A 21,645-nucleotide genomic window follows, 5' to 3' on the forward strand; every position below is an offset into this window, starting at 1 on the left:
TAATTTTCACGTCTCGTATATGGATTATTTTGTTACATAAACATTCAGCTAGATTACTATTGCCTTTTGTCCGGTATCCTCACAACAAGTACAGGTATTTCACTTTGCTGAACAATTTTTTTAGCGGTACTACCCATCAACGTGCTGTACAGAAATCCATGCCCATGCGTTCCAGCCACAATCAGGTCAAACGCTCCAGCTTTTGCTTGCTTTACGACCTCGTCGACCGGGGAACCAGCTGCAACGTAAATATTTTCAATCAATTTTTCGTAGAGGCATTCTTCAATATTTTCTTTTTCACGGTAGATCTGCAATCGCTCTTTAATTTTATCCGTCAACAACGTTTTCGCCGTCTGAAAATCAACCGAACGCATTTCGATATTGCGATTACTGGTTAATTTTTCATACACATTGATAATAGATATCTTCGCATTGTGTGCGAGAGCCATACTCAGTGCATACCCGAATGCATAATGCGCATTGGCCGAAAGATCCGTCGCATACAGTATTTTTTCAATTTTTGGTATCATTAGTGAGCCTCCAATTATCTCTTCATCCTGTGCTCATCCAATTAAAGCCGGCAGCCATGTTATTATCCCAGGGAATACATACATAATTGCCATTCCCAGAATAAACAGTCCCACCATTGGCCACGCTCCCGCATAAACATCATCAAGTGACAAGCTCGGCATGGCACCTTTCAGCGCGAATATCGTATAGCCAAATGGAGGTGTCAGGCTTCCAAGGGTTAAGTTGATCAAAAAGAGCATCCAGAACCACACCGGATCGAAACCGTACACTTGCAGCAACGGGTCATAAATCGGAATTGCCACAAGCATGACAGCAAAGAGATCGACAAACATGCAGAGAAGAAACGGTATCAACATGAGAATAATAAATGTTCCTACCGTAGGGAGATCCATTTCCGAAGCCATCCGCACCAGCCCGCTTGAGGCTCCTGTAAAGGAGAGAAGTTGGCCGAAGAGCATGGAACTTGCCATAATAATGAGGATCATCGCACTGACGGAACACGTCCCCAAAAGTGCCTGATACATCATTTTCAGAGAGAGTTTTCTGAAAACCGCTGCAGCGACAAGTGCTCCCAGCACACCGGTTGCGGCCGATTCAGTCGGAGTGACAACGCCAAGAAGAATCAATCCCATGACCGAAAAGATGACAATCAGGAATGGAAGCGTACGGACAAAGGCCATCACAAACTCTTTCAGGTTAAACTCAGCTTTTGCCTCTTTCTGTGGAGGCTCAAGAGAAGGGTCACGCAAGATTCTGATATAGGTGTAAATAACCATCACAAAAGCCATCATTACACCAGGGATAATGCCGGCAATTAACAGCTTGGCGATAGAAACATCAACCATCGACCCTACCATGACGACCAGAAGGCTTGGTGGAATGATCGGTGCCAAACTTGCTCCGCCCAGAACGGCGCTGGTAGCAAGGCGCACGTCATAGCCACGCTGTTCCATACTCGGCAGCACGGTACGGCCAAGCATAGCGGCAACAGCCACGGCCGATCCGCTCAAGGCACCGAAAACGGTTGAAAGTGCCGTGACCAGCACATAATGCCGTCCACGGACATTTCCGACCATTTTATCAATCGAGTTCGCAAGAATATCGACCGCATTCGAGCGAAAGAGAACCTCTCCCATCAAAATAAACAAGGGAATAGCGATAAGCGATTCCTGGTTGATTGTCTGGTAAATACTGTTGGTGAACATCCCGAACCCGCTGGTTCCAAACAGCATAAACACTCCGACAACGTTGATGACCAAGAAGGCGACGAAGACCGGCATCCCCAATGTAAACAACATTAAAAGCACTGCTATCGCTATGGTTAGCGTAACGCCCCAATCCATGATATTGCTCCTTTTAAAGTGTTACTGAGTACCGGGACGTATCCCCTGTCGCAAGAAATGCACCGCCGTCAGAAAAAAGCCAACCGGGATAACCGAAGATATCCACCACTTTGGAATGGGACTCACCCAGAGAGTCGCAATCCCAAGATCATACTGCCGTATTGTTTCCAGAGACGCTATGTAACAAACCACCAAGCAAACCACGCAACCCAAGAAAGCGACACTACGGCGCATAATCATCTGCTTGCTAGAACCAAGCTTGTCAACAATCACCGTGATAGCAACATTACCGTTCGTCCGCGTGATTTCCGGCAGCGCCAGCATTATGCTGAGCGCTAGGAGCCACGTGTTCACATCAGTTGCCCAGCTCGACGGTGCGTTAAAGAAGTATCGCATGACAACTTCTTTTAAAATAATGATCACGATCAAAGCCAACGACCATGCGCTCAAGTGAAAACAAATTTTTGTAACGAGATCGAGGAGGGTGCTGGCCACCCTGCCCAAGGTGGCCAGCCAGCTAATGCGAATATCTTCGTATGTCACCGAGTCATTCCTGAGTCAACCGCGAGTTTGCGCATAGCATCGACCGCTTGGGCATTTGAAGACTGCTTTCCCATCTCCCACAGACCATCATTCCAGTATTTTTCAACATTGGCGACGTCTTCTGGGCTCAAGTGGGTCAAAGTCATTCCGCCTTCACCCAGCAAGTAGGCAATTTCCTCTTCGATCAAGTTGTTAAAGAATGCCAAGCTGTCGAGTTCGGTCTTTTTTCCCGCCTCGTCAATCCAACTTTTCTGCTCAGGAGTGAGCGAGTCATACTTCTTCAGGTTCATGATAATCATCATAGAAATCGAGCCAAAATTTGGGCTTACCAAATACTTTGCTACTTCATTCCACTTGAAATCCTTTACCCCGACCTGCGTCCATGCCGCGCCATCAATAACGCCACGTTGCAGCGAGGTGTACACTTCGCCACCTGCCATGGTTACAGGTGTGCCACCAAGTGCAATAATGGTATTCTGCAAACTTGGATTGCTGCGCATTTTAAGGCCAGCCAAGCTTGGGGTTTTACCGCTCAATGGCTGACGAGTAACAAAGTGGTACGGCGCAACAACCGGGAGAGAAACGAGCTTAATGCCAATCTTATTGTACTCTTTGTCAAGCAGGTCAAACAGACCGACTTCTCTGCGTTTCTCTGGATCCGCAATGGTCGCATCCATCCCAACGCCTATGCTGATACTTCCTGCATGGTACGTGGCATGTGTAAACGAGAGATCAAATATACCGGACTGCACCGGTTGTAATTGTTCAAATGTCGAAACAACATCCGGCCCATGGAAACTGATTTTAACCTTACCGCCTGACATCTCTTCGAGATTTTTGATCATGTTATTCGTGGCGCCAATGTTAAAAATAAAGTTTGGATGAAACGCTGACAACATCCGAAGATTCATCGCTAACACGTTCGTAGAGAAAATACAAACTACCGAGAATACTGCCAAACAAGTGATTAAGACATTTTTCTTCATGTGACTCACTCCTGTACTGGTTCGTGTGATTGTTTATAAACCCTTCGCGAGAAAGCCCCCCGAAGAGAACGCCAGAACATCATCAACAACTCCGCGCCACCGATCAGCGACTACAGCCGAGCAGACTACGTAAACGACATGTTGCACGATTCTTCCACGCGCCACACCCGCCAAACTAAACATCCATACGCTCCACCCCCTACAGACAACGGCTTTACATGCAATAATGCGTTCCTAAATCCAGTGGATTGACTCCATGCCATACACATAATCCGGACACTTCACTCATCAATTCATCTTAGACACGAACCTTCTACAACAACGTTGACGTGAATGTCAATTGATTTCATAACGAATTTTTATTATGGACAAGTGATAAATAATTAGATCATATTCACGTGCCGCCACCTTGATAATCTCAACGAATATTTCACTCAAAAGATGATCAAATTAGTAATGAATAAAGAGTATACCGATCAACAATCAACAAGGCACAACGAATCATTCCGTACAATCAATAATAAAACGCAAGTTTAGTAATACGAAAACCATAAATAGAGAGGATCAACATGCGCCCAATCTACGCAAAAAAATACCTTCCAGCGCTTGGCGGTATGCTCGCTCTGGCAGTTGCCATGGGAACTGGCCGCTTTGCCTACACACCGCTCCTGCCATTTATGCAAAGCGGCGCAGGCTTTGACGATAGCATTGCAGGAATTATTGCTTCATGGAACTATGCTGGATATTTAGCCGGCGCATTAGTATTCGGGCATATCCCGCGTCGTTTTCATAGTACCGGCTTCCGCCTAAGCCTTACTCTCATACTTATCGTAACCATTGCCATGGGAATAGCTGAGGGACTTACTACATGGTATGCTCTCCGATTTCTTGCCGGAGTGCTGAGTGCGGCCATTTTCGTTTTCGGATCACTCTTGGTTATGGAAGCGTTGGCATTGCGCGGAGCAATTCACCTTTCCGGAATCATGTATAGCGGGGTAGGCGTTGGAATAGCACTTTCGGCTATCGGAGTCGCACCACTTTGTGACTTTTTTGGCTGGAAAGAAGCATGGATTGGAATCGGAGTGCTTTCCATTTTTCCAGTCGCGTTTGCGTGGCTATGGGTGAAAAGCGAGTCATTAGCACGAACGTCCACCACGAAAGTGACGACTGGTCTCAACGCGCCACAATCAGAAAAGCCACTCCGCGGGATTTTCATCCGACTGGGAGTGGCATATTTCCTTGAAGGGTTAGGCTATGTTGTTTCGGTAACTTTTTTGGTATTAATCGTCCGCACCCTCCTTGACTCACCAGTAGCGGGGACAATCTCATGGCTTCTCGTTGGGGTTTCTGCAGCAGTATCCACCATTTTCTGGCCACAAATAGCCGCACGATACGGCGAATCCCGTTCACTCATGGCAGCATATTTTATACAGTCTATCGGTATCGCGAGCCCAGTATTCTGGCCAACAACATTCGGAGCATACCTAAGTGCGGTACTGCTTGGCGGGACATTTATGGGAATTGTCAGCCTAACAATTATGTATGGTCGTAAATTAGCACCGCATAAAGCAGGCACATCGGTCGGAATGCTGACAGCCCTCGTCGGCGCTGGACAAATTATTGCTCCGGCACTCGCCGGATATATTGCAAAAATCCAAGGAAACTTTACGGTGCCACTGTTATTTGCGGCAGGATTAGTGGCTTTGGGTGGAGTTATCCTTGCGGCAGATGCTTGGAAAGCACACAAACCGGCATGACGCGACAAATGCCATTGCCCCCCCAACAAAACCACTCACTCTGGCCGCATATGCGGGAAGAGAATCACGTCGCGGATGGATGGCGCATTGGTCATCAACATCACCAAGCGGTCAATCCCCATCCCTTCGCCAGCGGTTGGCGGCAAGCCATACTCCAGCGCCCGGATGTAGTCGCTGTCCATGTCGCAAGCTTCGTCGTCACCAGCTTTTTTTGCCTCGACTTGCTCAGCAAAGCGTTCGTACTGATCTTCGGGGTTGTTCAATTCTGTAAAGCCGTTCGCCAGTTCCCAACCGGCAACAAAGAGTTCAAAACGCTCGGTAATCATAGGGTTATCTTCGCGCGATTTTGCCAGCGGACTGACTTCTTTGGGGTAATCGATAATGAATGTAGGCTGAATCAGTTTGTGCTCCACGAGCTCTTCAAAGAGGAAAAACTGGAGTTTGCCGTCGGAAGCTTGCGCGGCGTTTTCCATCCCCAACTCACGCGCCAGCCGTTGCAGGGTGTCGCTGCTGGTCACATCTTCGTGCGTCAGCCCGCCATATTCCACCAGTGCCTGCGGAATGGTTAAGCGGCGAAACGGCGCTGTCAGCGAAATTTCGTGATCGCCATAGGTGATGGTTTCGCTGCCGGTCAGCTCAAGCGCTATACGACTGAGCAGATCTTCGGTCAGGCGCATCTGATCTTCGTAGGAAGCGTAGGCTTCGTACCATTCGATCATGGTAAATTCGGGGTTATGTTTCGGCGAAATCCCTTCGTTGCGGAAGTTACGATTGATTTCAAAGACGCGTTCAAATCCACCGGCCACAAGGCGTTTGAGGTAGAGTTCCGGCGCAATACGCAAAAAGAGATCCATATCGAGGGTGTTGTGATGCGTAACAAACGGGCGTGCCGTTGCGCCACCAACGATCGGGTGCATCATCGGAGTTTCGACTTCCAGATAGTCGCGCGCGGTGAAATAGTCGCGGATGAATTTAACAATGCGGCTCCGCATCAAAAAACGGTCGCGTGACTCTTGGTTGACAATCAGATCGACGTAGCGTTGGCGATAGCGAGTTTCCAGATCTTTCAGGCCGTGCCATTTTTCGGGCAGTGGCCGCGTGGCTTTGGTGAGCAGGGTAAAGCTGGTGGCATGCAGTGATAGTTCGTCAGTTTTAGTGCGGAATGGCCGTCCACCAACTTCAATGATGTCGCCCACTTCCATTTTTTTGAACAGCTCATACAATTCTTGGCCGATTTCGTCACGCGCGACGTAGCATTGCAGCGCGCCAGTGCGATCAACGACTTTCACAAAAGCCGCTTTGCCAAAACTGCGGAGCGCTAGAATCCGCCCGGCAATGCGATAGGTCGGCACGGTTTCCTGAGCGGCTTCCAGTTCTTCTTTGGTGCTTGCGCCGTGCGCGGTGTGAATCTGCGCGATATCGGTATCGCGGCTGCTATGGTTGCGGTAGGGGTTGTGGCCCATTTCGCGGATGGCGTTCAATTTTATCTGGCGTTGCACAATCTGTTCGTTTACTTCACTCATACTGACTCCTTAAAGTAATTCGTCGCACAGGGCATCAAAGACATCTCGTTCGCTTTCCCCATGCGTATCGACAAACAGTCCGGACACTTGGGCAAAGTGTGTTTCCCGCCACGATTCATCTACCGCATCGGCAAACATATGTTCCAGTTGGTAGTCTATCGTCATGGCAGTCACGATCTGGCGCCGGAGTTCGTCAAAACTTTTGGCCTGATAATCGAAAACCGGCTCCCCTTCATCTAGCAAGTCCACCAAACCACCTTTCCGAAAGTGTCCGCGCATTTCAAACGCGGTAGCTTCGGGTAATGGAATGTCGCGGTCGGGTTGCCCAGTCGTTGTAGTGGCGATCAGTCGCAGTATCATCGGTCACCTCAATGAAAGCCGTTGATCATATCTATCAGTAAGCGGAGCCGCCCATAACTTCTGCGGTCAAAATGGAATGCTAAGCGCGGCATGCCGCACGTGGCATCTTCGCCGTATTCGGCTTCGGTAGATTGATATTGTTCGATACTCCCGCTGGCAACAATATCGCGAAAATCCTGATTGAGATAGGCCACTTGCTCTGAACGCAGAGCGGAATTCATCCGGATAACGATGCGATCTTTCACGAAGCGATACGAGTGGAAACGACTATAGAAACTGATAATTTCGCTGATAGCGTCGTCAATGCTATTCGTCACGCGGTAGAGGTGCATATCGTCTTCGCTGATGAGCCCCGCACGATAGAGGTGTTCACGCATATAATCTTCTAGACCTTGCCAATGGTTATTGCCTAATGGGTCGATGAAAATTACTGGCACCACCACCGACTTACCAGTCTGAATCAAGGTTAGCGATTCAAAGGCTTCATCATGCGTTCCGAAGCCACCAGGAAACATCACAATCGCTTCGGCTTCTTTGACAAACAAAATCTTGCGCGAAAAGAAATATTTAAAATTGATCAGCTTGGAGTCGTTGTTAATCCACTCATTTGCTCCCTGCTCAAAAGGAAGCGTAATGTTGACACCAAAGGAATTATCTTTCCCCGCCCCTTCGTTGCCGGCCTGCATAATGCCGCCGCCCGCGCCGGTGATGACCATAAACCCTTCTTCCACCATGCGGCGAGCGAATTCGCGTGCCGACTGATAGGCGGCATCGTCATGGTGAATGCGCGCCGAGCCAAAAATACTCACTTTGCGCCGTTCCGAGTATTCGGAAAAGAGTTTAAAAGAATAACGCAGCTCTTTCATTCCGCTATTGATGATTTTCAGGTCGCCACGGTCAAGCTTGTCGGCACCCGCGCGCAGTGCGGTGATGATCATTTCGCGGATCAATTCCTGATTGTGCGCCGTTCCCGACATAGCAATGAGCGCTTCGATCAGGTCGTCAATTTGTCCATTATGATTATTGTAGTCGAGTTTCATTCATATCCTTTCACACGATCTGAAGCAGGAATCCTTTCAGGTATTCCCCTTCGCGATGGCAGATGTTGCGCGGGTGATCAAATCCCGCACCTAAACGCTGCAAGACACGCACTTGGCGTCCACTGTCAATGGCAGCCCATCGGATAACTTCTTCGAATCCAGCCATATCGATGTGACCGCTGCATGAAAACGTCAGCAGATACCCGCCACGATTGACGTGTTTCATCCCCATCAGGTTTATTTCTTTATATCCCGCCAAGGCTTGCTGCACTTTATCCGCCCGTTTCACAAACGGCGGTGGATCAAGAACCACAATATCATACGCCGATTCTTCCGCTCGGAGAAACTCAAACACGTCTTCGCGTACCATCACGTGGTGCGAACCATCAAACTTGTTCAGGCGGATATTTTCGCCCAAGGTATGCAAGGCGGGCGAACTAATTTCGACACTTTTAACCAACGATGCCTCGCCAGCCAGTGCATTCAGCGTGAAGCCGCCAGTATAACTGAAGCAGTTTAAGACTTCTTTCCCTTTCGCGAGCGAACGCACCAAAGCGCGGTTGTCGCGCTGATCAAGGAAAAATCCGGTTTTTTGCCCCTGCAACGGATCAACGTGATATTGAATACCGTTTTCCATCACTATCAACGGATCGGGGAGCGTTCCGCAAATTAACTGCGTAACCCCTTCCAGCCCCTCGGCTTTACGCGCACTGGCATCACTGCGTTCGACAATAGTGGTAAAGCCCAGCGCTTGCAGTTCTCGCACAACCATGTCGCGCCGTGCATCCATCGAAGCAGTTGTGAGCTGCATTACAGCGACCTGACCATACACATCCACCACCAATCCGGGGGTAAAGTCACCTTCGGAATTCAACAAGCGGTAGCAGTTGGAGTGACGTCCGATCAATTCGCGGCGGCGATTGCGCGCAAAAGTAAGCGTCGCGCGCAAATGGGTGCTGTTGAACTCTACTGCCTCGCGCGAAAACATCCGCACCCGGATCTGGCTTTCAGGAGAATAAAGCCCCGAACCAACGCACCGCTCGCCAACATAGACCGCAACCGTATCGACAGCCGTGATAGTGCCCTCTTCGCGTTCAATCGCGCCACTGAAAATCCACGGGTGCCCGCCAGTCGCGTGTTTGCTCGCCTTCGGTTTAATCCAGATCTTTTTCAGTGCCACTTAAAATACCCGCTTTACGCGGCGCACTTCAACGGTTTCAAATAAACCAGCTTTGGTATAAGGATCAGCATCCAGCATAGCGCGCACCGCACCGAGATCGTCGCTGGTGAACACCAACAAACTACCGATCATCGTCTCACCAGCATCGTCTTGCAGCGGGCCAGCAAACGCAATTTCGCCTGCTTCGTGCAGTTTCGTGAGATACGCCACATGGTCGGGACGAGTCGCAAGGCGGATAGACAAGGCGTCAGCTTTGTCTTTGGCATATACAGCAATCATAATTGAAACTCCTTGAGAAGAATGGGAGATATGTACCATATTCCACCGCGGAAAGTCACTCTGCTGTTCAGGGAAAACAGCGAAGAGCAGGAATAACTGCACCAGATTGCGGGAAATACATTCAGCGCAGATTACCTTCCCGCATTCGGGTATTCATCAAGCGTCGGCAGACCATGCGACGTTCTTTTTTGCGCACTCAATTCATAGCCAAATGTACGCAGAATACCATCGACCACCGCCAATGACACCGTGCCAAACTCGCCCCGTTCCACCTTGCCGAGCGTCACCCGACTGATTCCCGCTATTTGTGCCAGTTGCGTCTGTGTCATTTTGTGCTCTTTGCGTAACGCTCTGATTTGCATGCCGAGGTCATGGATAAGCATGGTTTAACCTTCCTTCATCGCACGTAATGATTGCGACCAACTTTCTGTCAATTGCTTGCCCAGAACAGCGCAGCGATCATCCTGCCGCATGTATGCGGCGACATCGCGCAGCGTTTCTGCTACAGCGTTCGCGCACTGATCAAAAATATCCTCCGCTTGCTTGCTAGAGAGAGAACAGTGCTGCACGCCGAATTTTTCGAGCTTCTTGCGACCAAACCAGATTTTTTTACCGAATAAACTCAACGCCGGGCGGTCGCGGGGAAAGTAGAGTGTCGTATTGACCACATCGTAAGCCGGAGCCAGCCAAGTTCGCGAACGATCTTCATTATAGAGAATACCGAAATTTTTCAGGTGGCCATCGCCATTTTTAAGGAGAAAGTTCATCACAATCAGAGCATACAGATGTTGCAATTCGTGTAACGAATCGCTGGTTAACGTCTTTACTACTTTGGCAATTTGCTCATAGCTACCGGAGTATTTTTCTTCCTTGTTTTTACCAAGGAGCGTTGCGATCTCTTCAAAACCGTAATAAACGCCAGTATCTTTATCGTAATTGAAACGCTCCAGCACCAGAAAACGATTATTGGCGGAAAGCTGCACCGTTGGCACCGGAATACCCGCCTTGGCCACCGCCTGCAAACAAAAGAACTCATTCAGGGCTAGTTGAGGGTATTCATCACCCCACGTTTTGATGATGTATTCCCGCGAACTCAGGGATTCTTTGTTCGTGAGCAGCGCAAGAGATTTCGGTTGCACACCGCTGATAGCGTTTTTTTCCAGAAATTGCGCCACAATATACTGGAACGTATCCGGAGTATCGTTCTGCAACACATCGTCAAGATGAAACGTGGGAAATCTTTTGACCTCGCACCAACTCTGATACGTCAGATGGCTTTGAATATTAGGGCAAAGACGCGAAAAGATAAGAAAATCATCAACATATCCATACTCTTTGGCGAGAAAATTCTTGAAAAGCTCGAAAATATACCCTTCCGGCATATTCATATCAAAAATCGGATGCAAATGTTGCTTCCACAAGTACGTTGCATTCCGGCAAGGCATAATCAACGAAATAGGCGCAGCAAAAGCCGTGTAATTGAAGCCATAGCGATGATGCTCTGCTTCGAAAAACAGCTTTCCCGCCTTTTGGCCAAACACGGAAACGTCAATCTGCGCCACGCCCACCCTCCATAAATGTAAATTTCACTTTTCATATTTGCATCATCTTCAAAAAATGAACAGCAATATTTACATTAATGGCAGATACCCGAGGCAGGCGAGCAAGGCGAAGGGGAAGCAAAAGCGCGAGGGCACTTTTCTTTGGTTCTTTCTTTTGATGCCAAAAGAAAGAACCATTGCGATTATTCACTCATTCTGCCCGTCATGCGGGAGAGTAAGACCACCCCGTCAGGCTACGCCTGACACCCCTCCACACGGAGGGGAATGATTAACATTAAAAATTATCACTTCCATCCCATAAGTCAGCCGTAAACCGCACACAACGATTACGCCCACTCTCTTTCGCTTTATACAGCGCCACGTCGGCGTACTTAATCGCCTGCCAGAACCCATCGGTATCTTTCGGAAATTCACTGACCCCAACGCTGAGGGTCTTTTTCAGTGTGCCGTCGCTTACGCGGAAGCGCGCTTCTTCGACTTTCAGTCGAATTTTTTCGGCAATTTCCAGCGCATAGCCAGGGTCAACGTCAATCAGCAGCACCATAAATTCTTCGCCACCAAAGCGGATGACGACATCCGACTCGCGTACCGAATTGCGTAGAATCAGTGATGTCTCTTTTAAGAGCACGTCGCCAACATCATGTCCGTATTGGTCGTTCACTTGTTTAAAGTAGTCCATATCGCACATCAAAAGACCAACTTGTTTTTGACGGCGCAGCACTCCGGCAATAATCTGCTTAGAATGATCTTGTAAGAACCGACGATTATAGAGTCCTGTTAAACCATCAATCAGCGCCGATTCGCGTAAGGTGTTCATCAGCCGCTTCGTTTCGATAACCGACAGCGAGTGCTTGAGGTACATTTCCGCTTTAAACATTTTCTGGTTAATTTCATCCATATCAAGGTCGTCATCATCCGAGAAAAGGAACTGCACGACGCCACCTGTGTTCCCCGATATAACCATCGGAACGCAGATATGGTGCCATCCTTCACCAGCTGAAAAATATTTACAGACACCCTCATATTCAAAAGAAGAGATGGTATGTCCTGTTTTCTGCGCACGACACAGCGAACATTCGCTGAGAATATCGGGATAGCACATTATCTGGCGGTCGTCGCCAATCATTAAGGGATAGGCGATATGCATTTCGTGCTTTGAGGTATTCACGTCAAATATGCGGTAATTCGTAATGCCCGCTTCGCGCTCAAAAATACTGCCAATCCGTTCGTAGACGCTTTCGAGCGTGGTATCTTCTTCAATCACTTTCTTAAAAACAGTCATGCCGTATACGGTGTCGATCAAACCATTAAATTTGCGCGACAAGGTGCCAATTTCATCCTGTGACTTAATGGAAACCTTTTTACTCAAATCAACTTCACCCGTGCTGATGGAGTGAATTTGGTTAATAATCAATTCGATTGGCCGTGCAAAGGCATCCGTCAGCCAGCGAGTAAAGACCCACAAGAGAAACAGCGCCATCCCGAGCACGATCACGATGGTATTGATCGAAAGTCGAACCGTATCGTTAATTTGCCCACTATACTGATGATACAGCGCTTTGGCGCGCTGGTCGAAACGCATAACGTCTTCTGAAAGCTTCCCGATTTGCATCCGCACTCGTTCCTTAATAGAGGCAGCTTGCTCCAAGCTGTATTCCCCTTCGCGATGCACCGCCAGCGTATCGCGCAACAACACCAACGTCCCTTCGATCTCTTTGACTTGTTCCAGCAGAGATTGAAGCTGATGAAGCCCCTCCGTATCTTTTTGTGCCAACGAGTAGTTCAGTGCTTCAAAAAAATTACCGCTGGCAGCCGCCTCTTTGCGCTCAATAAGCGAGTTTGAAACAATCGTGCGAATTCTCTGTAAATGTTGGGTGACAACCGGAATATTCTCTCCCGGCGTCATGCGATAGCTCTCTGATACGGCACGCGAAAGCCCCTCTATTTCAGGCGAAATGGATTGCACCAGTTGCGTATAAGGAAAGGTGATTTGTGATATTTGCGAATAGCGGAAGTGAATGAAAACCAGCGAGCCAACCGCAACCGTGCCAATCATAATAAACCAAAAGAGCGTTCCAATACCAAACACGGTAAATTTCCGTTTGATGGGCAAGTCGACAAATGTGATAAAACGCACAAAACTTCGCCAAAAACCTAACGGTTCCTCTTTTTTCATGATTCCTCCTTCATTCTCTTGCCGAAATTCCGCAGAGCTTTCGGTTCATATACCCATCTTTATGTCAGATGTTGAATTGTATCGACATAATCGGTCAGTTTTTCGGTTGCATCGCGCCCAACGAGCCACGTATTTTCTACGCCAACGACCCCTAATCCTGGGATCACTTTTTTCGGTTCTACCGCAAAAACCATACCGGCCACGATCGGTTCATCAAAGCCTTTCGCCAGAGCCGGATATTCGTCAACCGCCAACCCCACGCCATGCCCAAGGAATTTTACCGCGCGGTCACCATAGCCCATAAAGTGCTCCATCCACCCTTCGCGCGTCAGCGTGGCTGCCACGTCGGCGTAAATCGCTGATGGAATTTGACCGGGGCGGAGCCGTTCCACGATCATGTGTTGTATCTCTTCGCATTTCTTTTGCGCGTCCAATGCTGCCTGTGGCAAAGTTCCATCGCAGAAAATCCGCGTCATATCGACATGATACCCTGCAACGCCGAAGCAAAGGTCGATCAAAACCGGTTCATTTTCCTTGATAATGCGATGTGAGCCGAGTTCTGGCACGGCGGGTGTAATTCCTTGGCAACCGCCGGGGCCATCGAAAGGATGCGGAAAATAGCCATTTTCCCCAGCGCTCACGTATCCAATCAACAATCGGTTGCCCCAAGCCTGAATCACAGACGTGCCATGATGCCCCGCCAAAAGCATCGACCGTTCAATTTCAGCCGCCAGTTCCAGCTCGCTCATGCCACGGCGGTAATGCGACGGAATGGTGCGGAAATTTTCGGCTTGCTTCGCCCCTGCTTCGCGCAGCAACGCAATTTCCCATTCACTTTTAACGCTGCGTACCCGTGCCAGTAGGTTTTGCACATCGGAAAACTCAGCAACGACATATTTGGTCACACGCTGATACGCATCCATCGGGATTGAAAATTCAATCCCAATATGGCGTGGGCGGGCAATCGCAAACTGCGCCAGTGTGTCGTAGAAAGACTTAAACGATGTCATAGGAACGATATGATCAAGTGAAGATTCCATCTGCGCCCGCTCCAGCGAACGGCGCACCATAAAGATCGGCGCACCGGAAGCGGGAATGTACAAGGCTCCATTCTGCATCGTTCCCGTCAGGTAAAAGAGGTTGATTCCGCTTTGAATCAACGCCCCTTCGATTTTGCTTTGCATGAGTTGTTGCTGCACACGACCAATGCGTTCATCGAGTTCAGAGCGGGGTACATACAGATGTTGCGGCATGTGGAACCTCCTGTTGTTGAGCGTGAATAGGTCGAGAATGTGCTTTGTATGCTACACTATACCGCAATAACCAGTATATTTTCGTCCAATTTCTCTTTGAATATCCCCTCGATCATCTGCAACGTTCCGGTTTGCGAACTCGCACATCCAGCACACGCACCACGATAGCGGATAAAGATCTCCACCGCACCATCCTTGTCGCGAATATCGGCCAACTCAACGTTACCGCCATCACGCGCCAAAAGCGGACGCACATGATCGCGCAACACTTCTTCTGCCGCCTGAGTTTTACGCACCAAATTCATGGTCGCAAAAGATTCGTCTTCCAGCGACACACGCAAGGCATCTTTTTCCATTTCGGCACGGACGTCGCGCAAAATATCAACCAGATAATATTCACGCTTTTCGTGACCACCAGGACGGATGCACGACTTACAAAACGCTCCGGCTTTGGTGTAATCGGTAATCTCTTCGACCGTTTTCAGATCATTCAGACGAATGACTTCCTGTACCGTCCGCAGCGAAACCCGCGCGCATTCGCACACGATGGTTTCTTCTTCGAGCGATCCCAGATCGACCTTTTTATAGATTGACGCCGCTTTTTTGATCACATCGTACGCCATAACGCTACAGTGCATTTTCTGTGGTGGAACAGCAGGGACATCGGGGTGATCGCGCAACGCTTTTTCAACGTCCAGATTGGTAATCTTAATCGCCTCATCAACCGCTTTCCCGACACAGAGTTCCGCCATCACGTCACTCGACGCAATCGCCGTACCACAGCCAAAGCTGCGAAACTTTGAAGCGAGGATTTTGTCATTTTTCGGATCAACTACCCAATACAAACGGACAGCGTCGCCGCACGATTCAGCGCCAAAATCAGCGACGATCAATTCACCACCCAATGCAGTAGCTTCCTCTTCGCTGATTTCACCACGGTTGACGGGGTTTGCCATGCGCCGATTGACTTCTTCTGAATATTGCGCCCATAAGGAACCACCAAGTAAGGTATTCTTTGCCATGAGATTTTCCTTTATAAAATGTGTCGCGCCGCTTTGGCGGCATAGCTCATTGAAATAGCACGCAAACGGGCTACGGCTTTGGGGAACTCCGAAACAACGTAATCAATTTCATCTTCGGTCGTAAAACGCGAAAGACTCAAACGGATACCCGTATGTGCCAACTCTTTATCGGCCCCAACCGCCACCATCACCGGATTTGCTTCCAGCGATTCTGACGCGCAAGCACTGCCCGTCGAACACGCAATGCCAAAGCGGTTTAAATCCCAAATCATCGCTTCGCCCTCGACGCCACGGATACTCACCAGAATTGTGTTTGGCGTGCGCAAATCGCTATTGCCAATCACCATGACATCGTCAAGCTTTAAGATAGCCGCTTCCAACTTATCGCGTAAACGGCGTACTACCGTGAGCTCGTATTCCAAAGAATCGTTTGCCAACTCCATCGCCAACCCCATGCCGACCATTCCGGCAACGTTGACCGTTCCGGCACGCAGGCCGCCCATATGTTCACCACCGTGTAAGAGTGGCGTCATTGGGGCTTTAGCACGAATATACAAACCACCCACCCCTTTGGGGCCATGAAACTTATGCGCGCTAAAGGTCAGGTAATCAACGGGAACATCTTGCACATCAACCACAGTTTTGCCGATCGCCTGAACCGCGTCCGTGTGAAACAAAACACCACGATCACGACACACCTGTGCAATCTCCTTAACGGGAAATATCATCCCCGTCTCGTTATTTGCCCACATCACAGAAACTAAGGCGGTTTCATCGGTAATGGCAGCGGCGACATCGTCCGCGGTGACAATGCCATCTTTATTTACGGAAAGGTACGTCACGCTGACGCCCAGCGTTTCGAGGAAACGGCACGTCTCACGCACCGCAGGATGTTCTACCTGTGTTGTGATAATGTGCTTTTTAGACCCCTCACGCATCAATGAATAATACACACCGAAAAGGACAGTATTATTCCCTTCGGTCGCGCAACTGTTCACAACAATATCGTCCTCATCACGCGCATTGATGCCCGCATATAACTGATCAAGCGCCCGACTCATGTATGAGTGAACTTCCGATCCAAACTGATGTAAAGAATTCGGGTTGCCGTACATACGACACTGAAAAGGCTCCATTACTTCCGCAACTTTGGGATCAACAAGAGTCGTTGCGTTATTATCTAAATAAATCCGTTCCATAGCGTAATCCTTATTGCGAGACAAATTTTCTCAGGCCAGTGAGTTTATGGGATGGAGTATGTATGTTTCAAGGATTATTTCAACACTTCCCTACTAAATAAGTAAAGAAAACACGCGGAAGCGTTTGTTCCTGCGTGTTTCAGATTTCATGCAAATAGCGTCACTGTATAGTCTATAAGATGGCAGTAAGCACTTTAAAGACAACAATGCTCATCAAGCCCGCGGCAGGTAATGTGATAAACCAAGAGAGGAAAATTCCCTTCAAGACGTTCATATTAATGCTGCCGATACCACCTGCTAATCCGACACCGATGACGCTTCCCACAAGGGTGTGCGTTGTTGAAATCGGCAATCCCATTTTTGAGCAAATAAGCACGGTAGTCGCTGCGCCAAAAGTTGCTGCAAAGCCACGCGACGGGGTTAAGAGGGTAATTTTAGTTCCGATAGTTTCAATCACTTTGTAGCCCATAGTGGCAACGCCGAGCACAATACCCGAGCCTCCCAAAACGAGAACCCAGAAGGGAACTGCTACTTGAGTTTGCAGAATACCCGTTTGCACCGTGGTAACGATGGCAGCCAGTGGCCCGATAGCGTTGGCCACGTCATTTGCTCCGTGCGCAAAGGCGACATAACAAGCGGTCAAAATTTGCAGATAGCTAAAGATTTTTTCAACAATAGTGAATTTAACGCCAAACCCTTTGCGATTCAGGGTGTCATCGGGAATTTTATTCACCAGATTACGTGCAAATAATGCCGCTGCCAGCCCCAAAAGTGCGGCAATTACCATCGCCTGAACAAATGTCAAATACAGCCCAAGATTATTTAAGCCCTTGTAAGTAAATGATAAGCAAAGAATGACAACAACAAGGAAGGTAAGATACGGCGTAACTCGCTTCGCCTGACGCACCGGCGATTCGCTCGCAAAAACGGTGCGCTGAATAAACATAAACATCACCAAACTGATCAACAAACCAGCGATTGGCGATACAAACCAACTGGCGACAATCTGTCCAATCCGATTCCACTGAATGACATCAGGACCACCGGCAATCAGCCCAAAACCGATAACGGCGCCGATAATCGAATGGGTCGTCGAAACAGGCCATCCTACAATGGTTGCCATTTGCAACCAGAGTGCAGCTCCGAGCAAAGCCGCCAACATGCCATAAACAAAAATCTCAGGCGAGTCCGCAAAAAAATTGATATCAACAATACCACGCTGAATCGTTTGCGTCACCGAAGAACCAACCAATACCGCCCCGAGAAATTCGAAAATAGCCGCGACGATAATCACCTGTCTCAGCGTTAAAGAGCGCGATCCAACCGAAGTCCCCATCGCGTTGGCAACATCATTTGCTCCGATATTCCACGCCATATAAAAGCCAAAAGCAACCGCAAGGGAATAAATGACAACCAAAGAATCCATGAAATCACTCCGTTATGAAGGCATATTAGTTGGCAAGGATTAAGCTGAGATTTTTCGCGGTCTGCTCCGCTGAATTCGCAATCGAGCCAAGCTTTTTGGTAATCTCTGCAAGCATATAGATCGTCACCGGACTGATTTCATTCTCAAGCGCATAAAGCTGCTGCGCAAACTTATAAAGCCGTTTATCGCACTCCCATTCTTGGAACTCTATCGCGGCAATAGACTCACGGAGACTAGCCTTATGGATCTCACTAAAGCCGCTTTCAAAGAGGGACTGAACATCATCGCTCATCCCGAATGTGAGCTGTAAAATATCCCGCACACGCCCATAGAGTGCGTCGAACGAAACACGCAAACCGGAATGGAGCACCGTTTGGCGTACTGTCAGGATAAACATTAAGTCTTCCACCTGATCGGCAATGCTGTCTTGCGAGCGGATCAGCTCAAAATAATTGCTCCGTTTAATATTCAGGAAAAAAGAGGAAGGGAACGAGGTTTCGCTGGTAGTTTTAATGCGATCAGCATCATTTTCAAATTTCATCACTTTCTTGGCAACAAGCTTCAGTTGCGCAAAATCCTCATTAAGCCAATGCTCAATGGCCGGATCAAGACAATCGATACACTCCTTGACCGCACGCATGTGCTGGGCGATAAAACTCGACGGATCAGGACCCCAGAGTCCGGAAATCGAACGCATACAAGCTCCTTCAGCCCCGAAACGGGGGAGAAAAAATTATTATTCGCAACAGACTTCATGTATGATCGGCCAAGTAATGCGGCGCGACATGCGCAAGAAGTCGAGCCGTGTTTAGCATAGTTTTTACGTTTTTATAACAATTCTCTCGCATGGTGCGAAATTAATCGGCAAACCCGCAAAATTCGACAGCGAGAAGCAGATCAGGGAGGTTTTTATGTTTATCAATGAGTTGCAATCAGGAGCGGCAGTACAAAGCGACTTTATGATTGCGCAACACAGCGTAAAACTCGCCAAAAATGGCAAACAATACCAGTTCATTAAGCTGCAAGACCGTACTGGTCAAATTGATGCTTTCAACTGGAACTACCAAGATGGCCAATACCTTTTTCAGGATGGCGAAGTAGCCACCGTCAAAGGGTCGGTCGTTGAGTTTAAAGGGAACTTGCAGGTTTCGATTACCTCTATCGCCCCTTCTGGCGCCGCGTTTGATCGTGCCCGCTTTCTCCCTTCAACCAAATACAATATCGATGAACTGTTTGCGCGACTGGAAAAAGTGATCGGCAAAATCAGCGACTCCCACCTGAAGAAACTGCTTGTGACCGTCGCTTTCGATCCTGAAATTCACGCGAAATTACTCGTGGCTCCCGCCGCAAAAGGGATGCATCATGCCTATATTGGTGGCTTATTGGAACACATGGTTTCAGTCATGGAACTCGCGCACCGCGTTTGTCCGCACTATCCCCACGTCAACCAAGATATGGTACTGGCAGGAGCCTTTTTCCATGACCTCGGAAAAATTTATGAGCTCGAATACGACACCGCTTTTGGCTATTCTACCCCTGGCATGTTGCTTGGCCACCTCTACATTGGCTGTGAAATCGTCGAACGATTTATCCACAAGATCCATAACTTTCCGGAAAAGCTGGCGCTCGAACTGAAACATATCATTCTGGCACATCACGGCGAATTGGAATATGGCTCGCCCAAACGCCCCAAAACCTACGAAGCGCTCATCGTCCACCACCTTGACGACCTTGATGCCAAACTTCAGGTTATCGAAGCCTCTTTTGTCGGCATTGAAGGCGAATGGAGTGATATGCACCGCCTCATGGGTCGACGCTTTTATCGTCCCTCCACCAGTACTCCCCCGAAAGAAACTCCGCTAGCACTCAAAAACGAGCCACCCCTTCAGAAAACACCGCCTAAAGCCGATACGTATGGTAATACCCCTTTCAAACAGATAGAGGGAATACTCCCGTTTGAAACGGAAGAGGAGGTGCCTCGTGAATAAAAATATTATTAAACTCATTGTTATGCTCGCAGTCGCAGCGGGAATCCTCGCCGTACTGGTGATGGTAGAGCAAAGTACAGAAAAAAATTACGGCTACGTCCGCACCGTCAAAGAAGCTCAGGGAGTGGAGATGAAGTGACCAGACGGCTCCGCTACTGGCGCGCCACCAGCACCAGTGGCGAATATGTTTTATACTGGATGCAGGCCGCCCAGCGGGCATGGCAAAACGCAGCGCTGGAATACGCGCTGGAGAGAGCTCGCGTGGCCAAACTCCCGTTGATCGTAGCATTCGTCCTGAACCCTCATTTTCCCAACGCTAACCAACGCCATTTCAAGTTTCTCCTCGAAGGGCTGGCAGATGTCGAAACGGGACTTGGCGAGCGCGCTATCCCGTGGCACCTCGCGATAGGTGACCCTATCGAAATCATCCCGCATTTGGCACGCCGCGCCGCCCTGCTGGTTTGTGACTGTGGTTACTTGCGCCTGCAGCGCCAGTGGCGTCAAACCATCGCGAATGCACTTTCATGCGAGATAGTGGAAGTCGAAGGAGAGGTCGTCGTCCCTGTGACCACCGCGTATCCTAAAGAGGCCTACACGGCGGCTGTGCTACGACCGAAAATCCATCAGCTTCTGCCGCACTTTCTGCTCCCGCTTCACGAGCGAGAAACCCCCGCCGTGGTTGCTGGCTTCCGTCCAGACCTTCCGGTCACCACCGTGGCCGACGCACACACTCAGATTGGCAAAATAGCTTCCCTTGGCGCCATTGCCCCAATTCCCTCCATACGCGGCGGACAACGCGCGGCACGAGACAAGTTGAGCGCTTTTATCGCGACAAAACTCGACCGCTACGCCACCCAGCGCAACGACCCCAATGCTGACGCCACCTCCGGCCTCAGCCCGTACCTCCACTTCGGCCACATCTCGCCGCTTGAAATCGCATTAGCGGCACTCGATACCGGCAGCGCTGGCACCACCGTATTCCTTGAAGAACTGATCGTACGGCGCGAACTCGCCATGAATATGGCGTGGTATAACCCCAAGTATGATTCACTAGACGCCTTGCACCCATGGGTACAGGAAAACTTTGCGCGTCATACCGACGACGAACGCGAAATGATTTACACCCGTGAAGAGTGGGAGGCCGCCACAACGCACGACCCTTACTGGAATGCCGCCCAACATCAATTGATTCGCAGCGGAACCATCCACGGCATGATGCGCATGTACTGGGGGAAAAAGCTCATCGAATGGAGCACCACCTATCAAGACGCCTTCGCCACTGCCGTGCACCTCAACGACAGCTACGCCCTTGATGGGCGCGATCCCAACGGTTATGCCGGGATTCTCTGGTGCTTTGGGAAACACGACCGCCCGTGGCAACGCCGCCCAGTCTTTGGCACTATTCGCTATATGAATGCCGCCGGATTAAAGCGTAAATTTGACGCAGAGAGTTACGTTCGTCGCTATTCTTAGAGTG

The 21,645-nt window shown here is 49.2% G+C and carries 21 protein-coding genes; 4 read left to right on the top strand and 17 right to left on the bottom strand.

All coding sequences use genetic code 11. The features are described from left to right. Nucleotides 1-56: 56 nt before the first annotated feature. From P304_RS0105155 to dctP, 4 genes are read right to left on the bottom strand one after another with little or no spacing between them, the layout of a single operon-like run. Nucleotides 57-530, bottom strand: a complete 474-nt coding sequence (locus P304_RS0105155) for a universal stress protein (RefSeq protein ID WP_027389665.1) — start codon at nucleotides 528-530, stop codon at nucleotides 57-59. Between the two features lie 33 nt (nucleotides 531-563). Continuing rightward, a complete protein-coding gene (locus P304_RS0105160) occupies nucleotides 564-1,874 on the bottom strand; it encodes a TRAP transporter large permease (protein ID WP_027389666.1) in 1,311 nt (436 codons plus the stop codon). Nucleotides 1,875-1,895: 21 nt separating this feature from the next. Continuing rightward, complete coding sequence (locus tag P304_RS0105165) at nucleotides 1,896-2,417, bottom strand: TRAP transporter small permease (protein WP_027389667.1); 522 nt, start codon at nucleotides 2,415-2,417, stop codon at nucleotides 1,896-1,898. Then, complete coding sequence (gene dctP, locus P304_RS0105170) at nucleotides 2,414-3,403, bottom strand: TRAP transporter substrate-binding protein DctP (protein ID WP_027389668.1); 990 nt, start codon at nucleotides 3,401-3,403, stop codon at nucleotides 2,414-2,416. The genes P304_RS0105165 and dctP overlap by 4 nt, the downstream gene beginning before the upstream one ends. Before the next feature lie 569 nt (nucleotides 3,404-3,972). Between dctP and P304_RS0105180 the strand changes: the two genes are divergently transcribed. Continuing rightward, nucleotides 3,973-5,160, top strand: a complete 1,188-nt coding sequence (locus P304_RS0105180; protein WP_027389669.1) for a YbfB/YjiJ family MFS transporter — start codon at nucleotides 3,973-3,975, stop codon at nucleotides 5,158-5,160. 35 nt (nucleotides 5,161-5,195) lie between these two features. Here P304_RS0105180 and lysS read toward each other — a convergent pair whose 3' ends face one another. The 13 genes from lysS to P304_RS0105245 form a co-directional block, all read right to left on the bottom strand. Beyond that, entirely contained in the window at nucleotides 5,196-6,683 is a 1,488-nt protein-coding gene (gene lysS / locus P304_RS0105185) for a lysine--tRNA ligase (protein ID WP_027389670.1), read from the bottom strand. Between the two features lie 9 nt (nucleotides 6,684-6,692). Next, a complete protein-coding gene (locus P304_RS0105190) occupies nucleotides 6,693-7,043 on the bottom strand; it encodes a hypothetical protein (RefSeq protein WP_027389671.1) in 351 nt (116 codons plus the stop codon). A gap of 8 nt (nucleotides 7,044-7,051) precedes the next feature. Beyond that, nucleotides 7,052-8,083, bottom strand: a complete 1,032-nt coding sequence (locus P304_RS0105195) for an LOG family protein (protein ID WP_027389672.1) — start codon at nucleotides 8,081-8,083, stop codon at nucleotides 7,052-7,054. A gap of 10 nt (nucleotides 8,084-8,093) precedes the next feature. Continuing rightward, nucleotides 8,094-9,263: a class I SAM-dependent rRNA methyltransferase gene (locus P304_RS0105200; protein WP_051321430.1), complete on the bottom strand. Its 1,170-nt coding sequence runs from the start codon at nucleotides 9,261-9,263 to the stop codon at nucleotides 8,094-8,096. Then, nucleotides 9,264-9,542: a YciI family protein gene (locus tag P304_RS0105205; protein ID WP_051321431.1), complete on the bottom strand. Its 279-nt coding sequence runs from the start codon at nucleotides 9,540-9,542 to the stop codon at nucleotides 9,264-9,266. Between the two features lie 131 nt (nucleotides 9,543-9,673). After that, nucleotides 9,674-9,925 carry a helix-turn-helix domain-containing protein gene (locus tag P304_RS14180; protein ID WP_034764197.1) on the bottom strand — a complete coding sequence of 84 codons (252 nt, stop codon included), beginning with the start codon at nucleotides 9,923-9,925 and terminating at the stop codon, nucleotides 9,674-9,676. 3 nt (nucleotides 9,926-9,928) lie between these two features. Beyond that, nucleotides 9,929-11,104, bottom strand: coding sequence for a type II toxin-antitoxin system HipA family toxin (locus P304_RS0105215; RefSeq protein WP_051321432.1), 1,176 nt, complete (start codon nucleotides 11,102-11,104; stop codon nucleotides 9,929-9,931). Between the two features lie 274 nt (nucleotides 11,105-11,378). After that, the gene (locus P304_RS16045) at nucleotides 11,379-13,280 is read right to left on the bottom strand and encodes a diguanylate cyclase (RefSeq protein WP_051321433.1); all 1,902 of its coding nucleotides are present in this window, start codon (nucleotides 13,278-13,280) and stop codon (nucleotides 11,379-11,381) included. Between the two features lie 59 nt (nucleotides 13,281-13,339). Then, entirely contained in the window at nucleotides 13,340-14,533 is a 1,194-nt protein-coding gene (locus P304_RS0105225) for a M24 family metallopeptidase (RefSeq protein ID WP_027389676.1), read from the bottom strand. Between the two features lie 56 nt (nucleotides 14,534-14,589). Then, a complete protein-coding gene (locus tag P304_RS17575; protein ID WP_027389677.1) occupies nucleotides 14,590-15,555 on the bottom strand; it encodes an iron-sulfur cluster assembly scaffold protein NifU in 966 nt (321 codons plus the stop codon). 11 nt (nucleotides 15,556-15,566) lie between these two features. Then, nucleotides 15,567-16,754: a NifS family cysteine desulfurase gene (locus P304_RS0105235; RefSeq protein ID WP_027389678.1), complete on the bottom strand. Its 1,188-nt coding sequence runs from the start codon at nucleotides 16,752-16,754 to the stop codon at nucleotides 15,567-15,569. Nucleotides 16,755-16,926: 172 nt separating this feature from the next. Continuing rightward, entirely contained in the window at nucleotides 16,927-18,180 is a 1,254-nt protein-coding gene (locus P304_RS0105240) for an inorganic phosphate transporter (protein ID WP_027389679.1), read from the bottom strand. A 25-nt stretch (nucleotides 18,181-18,205) separates the two neighbouring features. Continuing rightward, nucleotides 18,206-18,877, bottom strand: a complete 672-nt coding sequence (locus P304_RS0105245) for a DUF47 domain-containing protein (protein WP_027389680.1) — start codon at nucleotides 18,875-18,877, stop codon at nucleotides 18,206-18,208. A 214-nt stretch (nucleotides 18,878-19,091) separates the two neighbouring features. On the opposite strand from P304_RS0105245, the gene P304_RS14190 reads away from it, so the two are divergent. Genes P304_RS14190 through P304_RS0105260 form a run of 3 tightly spaced genes read left to right on the top strand, consistent with a single transcriptional unit; the run spans nucleotide 19,092 to nucleotide 21,641 of the window. Continuing rightward, nucleotides 19,092-20,168, top strand: coding sequence for a 3'-5' exoribonuclease YhaM family protein (locus P304_RS14190; RefSeq protein WP_051321434.1), 1,077 nt, complete (start codon nucleotides 19,092-19,094; stop codon nucleotides 20,166-20,168). After that, nucleotides 20,161-20,307, top strand: a complete 147-nt coding sequence (locus P304_RS17015) for a hypothetical protein (protein WP_160165013.1) — start codon at nucleotides 20,161-20,163, stop codon at nucleotides 20,305-20,307. The genes P304_RS14190 and P304_RS17015 overlap by 8 nt, the downstream gene beginning before the upstream one ends. Beyond that, the gene (locus tag P304_RS0105260) at nucleotides 20,304-21,641 is read left to right on the top strand and encodes a deoxyribodipyrimidine photo-lyase (protein WP_027389681.1); all 1,338 of its coding nucleotides are present in this window, start codon (nucleotides 20,304-20,306) and stop codon (nucleotides 21,639-21,641) included. Before P304_RS17015 ends, P304_RS0105260 begins: the two co-directional genes overlap by 4 nt. Nucleotides 21,642-21,645 lie beyond the last annotated feature (4 nt).

The organism is Chrysiogenes arsenatis DSM 11915, assembly GCF_000469585.1.
Lineage (GTDB): Bacteria > Chrysiogenota > Chrysiogenetes > Chrysiogenales > Chrysiogenaceae > Chrysiogenes > Chrysiogenes arsenatis.

What these genes read in the sequence shown, in the direction of transcription:
- P304_RS0105155 (WP_027389665.1), bottom strand. Translation starts at nt 530, where the DNA reads ATGATACCAAAAATTGAAAAAATACTGTATGCGACGGATCTTTCGGCC.
- P304_RS0105160 (WP_027389666.1), bottom strand. Translation starts at nt 1,874, where the DNA reads ATGGATTGGGGCGTTACGCTAACCATAGCGATAGCAGTGCTTTTAATG.
- dctP (WP_027389668.1), bottom strand. Translation starts at nt 3,403, where the DNA reads ATGAAGAAAAATGTCTTAATCACTTGTTTGGCAGTATTCTCGGTAGTT.
- P304_RS0105180 (WP_027389669.1), top strand. Translation starts at nt 3,973, where the DNA reads ATGCGCCCAATCTACGCAAAAAAATACCTTCCAGCGCTTGGCGGTATG.
- lysS (WP_027389670.1), bottom strand. Translation starts at nt 6,683, where the DNA reads ATGAGTGAAGTAAACGAACAGATTGTGCAACGCCAGATAAAATTGAAC.
- P304_RS0105190 (WP_027389671.1), bottom strand. Translation starts at nt 7,043, where the DNA reads ATGATACTGCGACTGATCGCCACTACAACGACTGGGCAACCCGACCGC.
- P304_RS0105195 (WP_027389672.1), bottom strand. Translation starts at nt 8,083, where the DNA reads ATGAAACTCGACTACAATAATCATAATGGACAAATTGACGACCTGATC.
- P304_RS0105205 (WP_051321431.1), bottom strand. Translation starts at nt 9,542, where the DNA reads ATGATTGCTGTATATGCCAAAGACAAAGCTGACGCCTTGTCTATCCGC.
- P304_RS14180 (WP_034764197.1), bottom strand. Translation starts at nt 9,925, where the DNA reads ATGCTTATCCATGACCTCGGCATGCAAATCAGAGCGTTACGCAAAGAG.
- P304_RS16045 (WP_051321433.1), bottom strand. Translation starts at nt 13,280, where the DNA reads ATGAAAAAAGAGGAACCGTTAGGTTTTTGGCGAAGTTTTGTGCGTTTT.
- P304_RS0105225 (WP_027389676.1), bottom strand. Translation starts at nt 14,533, where the DNA reads ATGCCGCAACATCTGTATGTACCCCGCTCTGAACTCGATGAACGCATT.
- P304_RS17575 (WP_027389677.1), bottom strand. Translation starts at nt 15,555, where the DNA reads ATGGCAAAGAATACCTTACTTGGTGGTTCCTTATGGGCGCAATATTCA.
- P304_RS0105235 (WP_027389678.1), bottom strand. Translation starts at nt 16,754, where the DNA reads ATGGAACGGATTTATTTAGATAATAACGCAACGACTCTTGTTGATCCC.
- P304_RS0105240 (WP_027389679.1), bottom strand. Translation starts at nt 18,180, where the DNA reads ATGGATTCTTTGGTTGTCATTTATTCCCTTGCGGTTGCTTTTGGCTTT.
- P304_RS0105245 (WP_027389680.1), bottom strand. Translation starts at nt 18,877, where the DNA reads ATGCGTTCGATTTCCGGACTCTGGGGTCCTGATCCGTCGAGTTTTATC.
- P304_RS14190 (WP_051321434.1), top strand. Translation starts at nt 19,092, where the DNA reads ATGTTTATCAATGAGTTGCAATCAGGAGCGGCAGTACAAAGCGACTTT.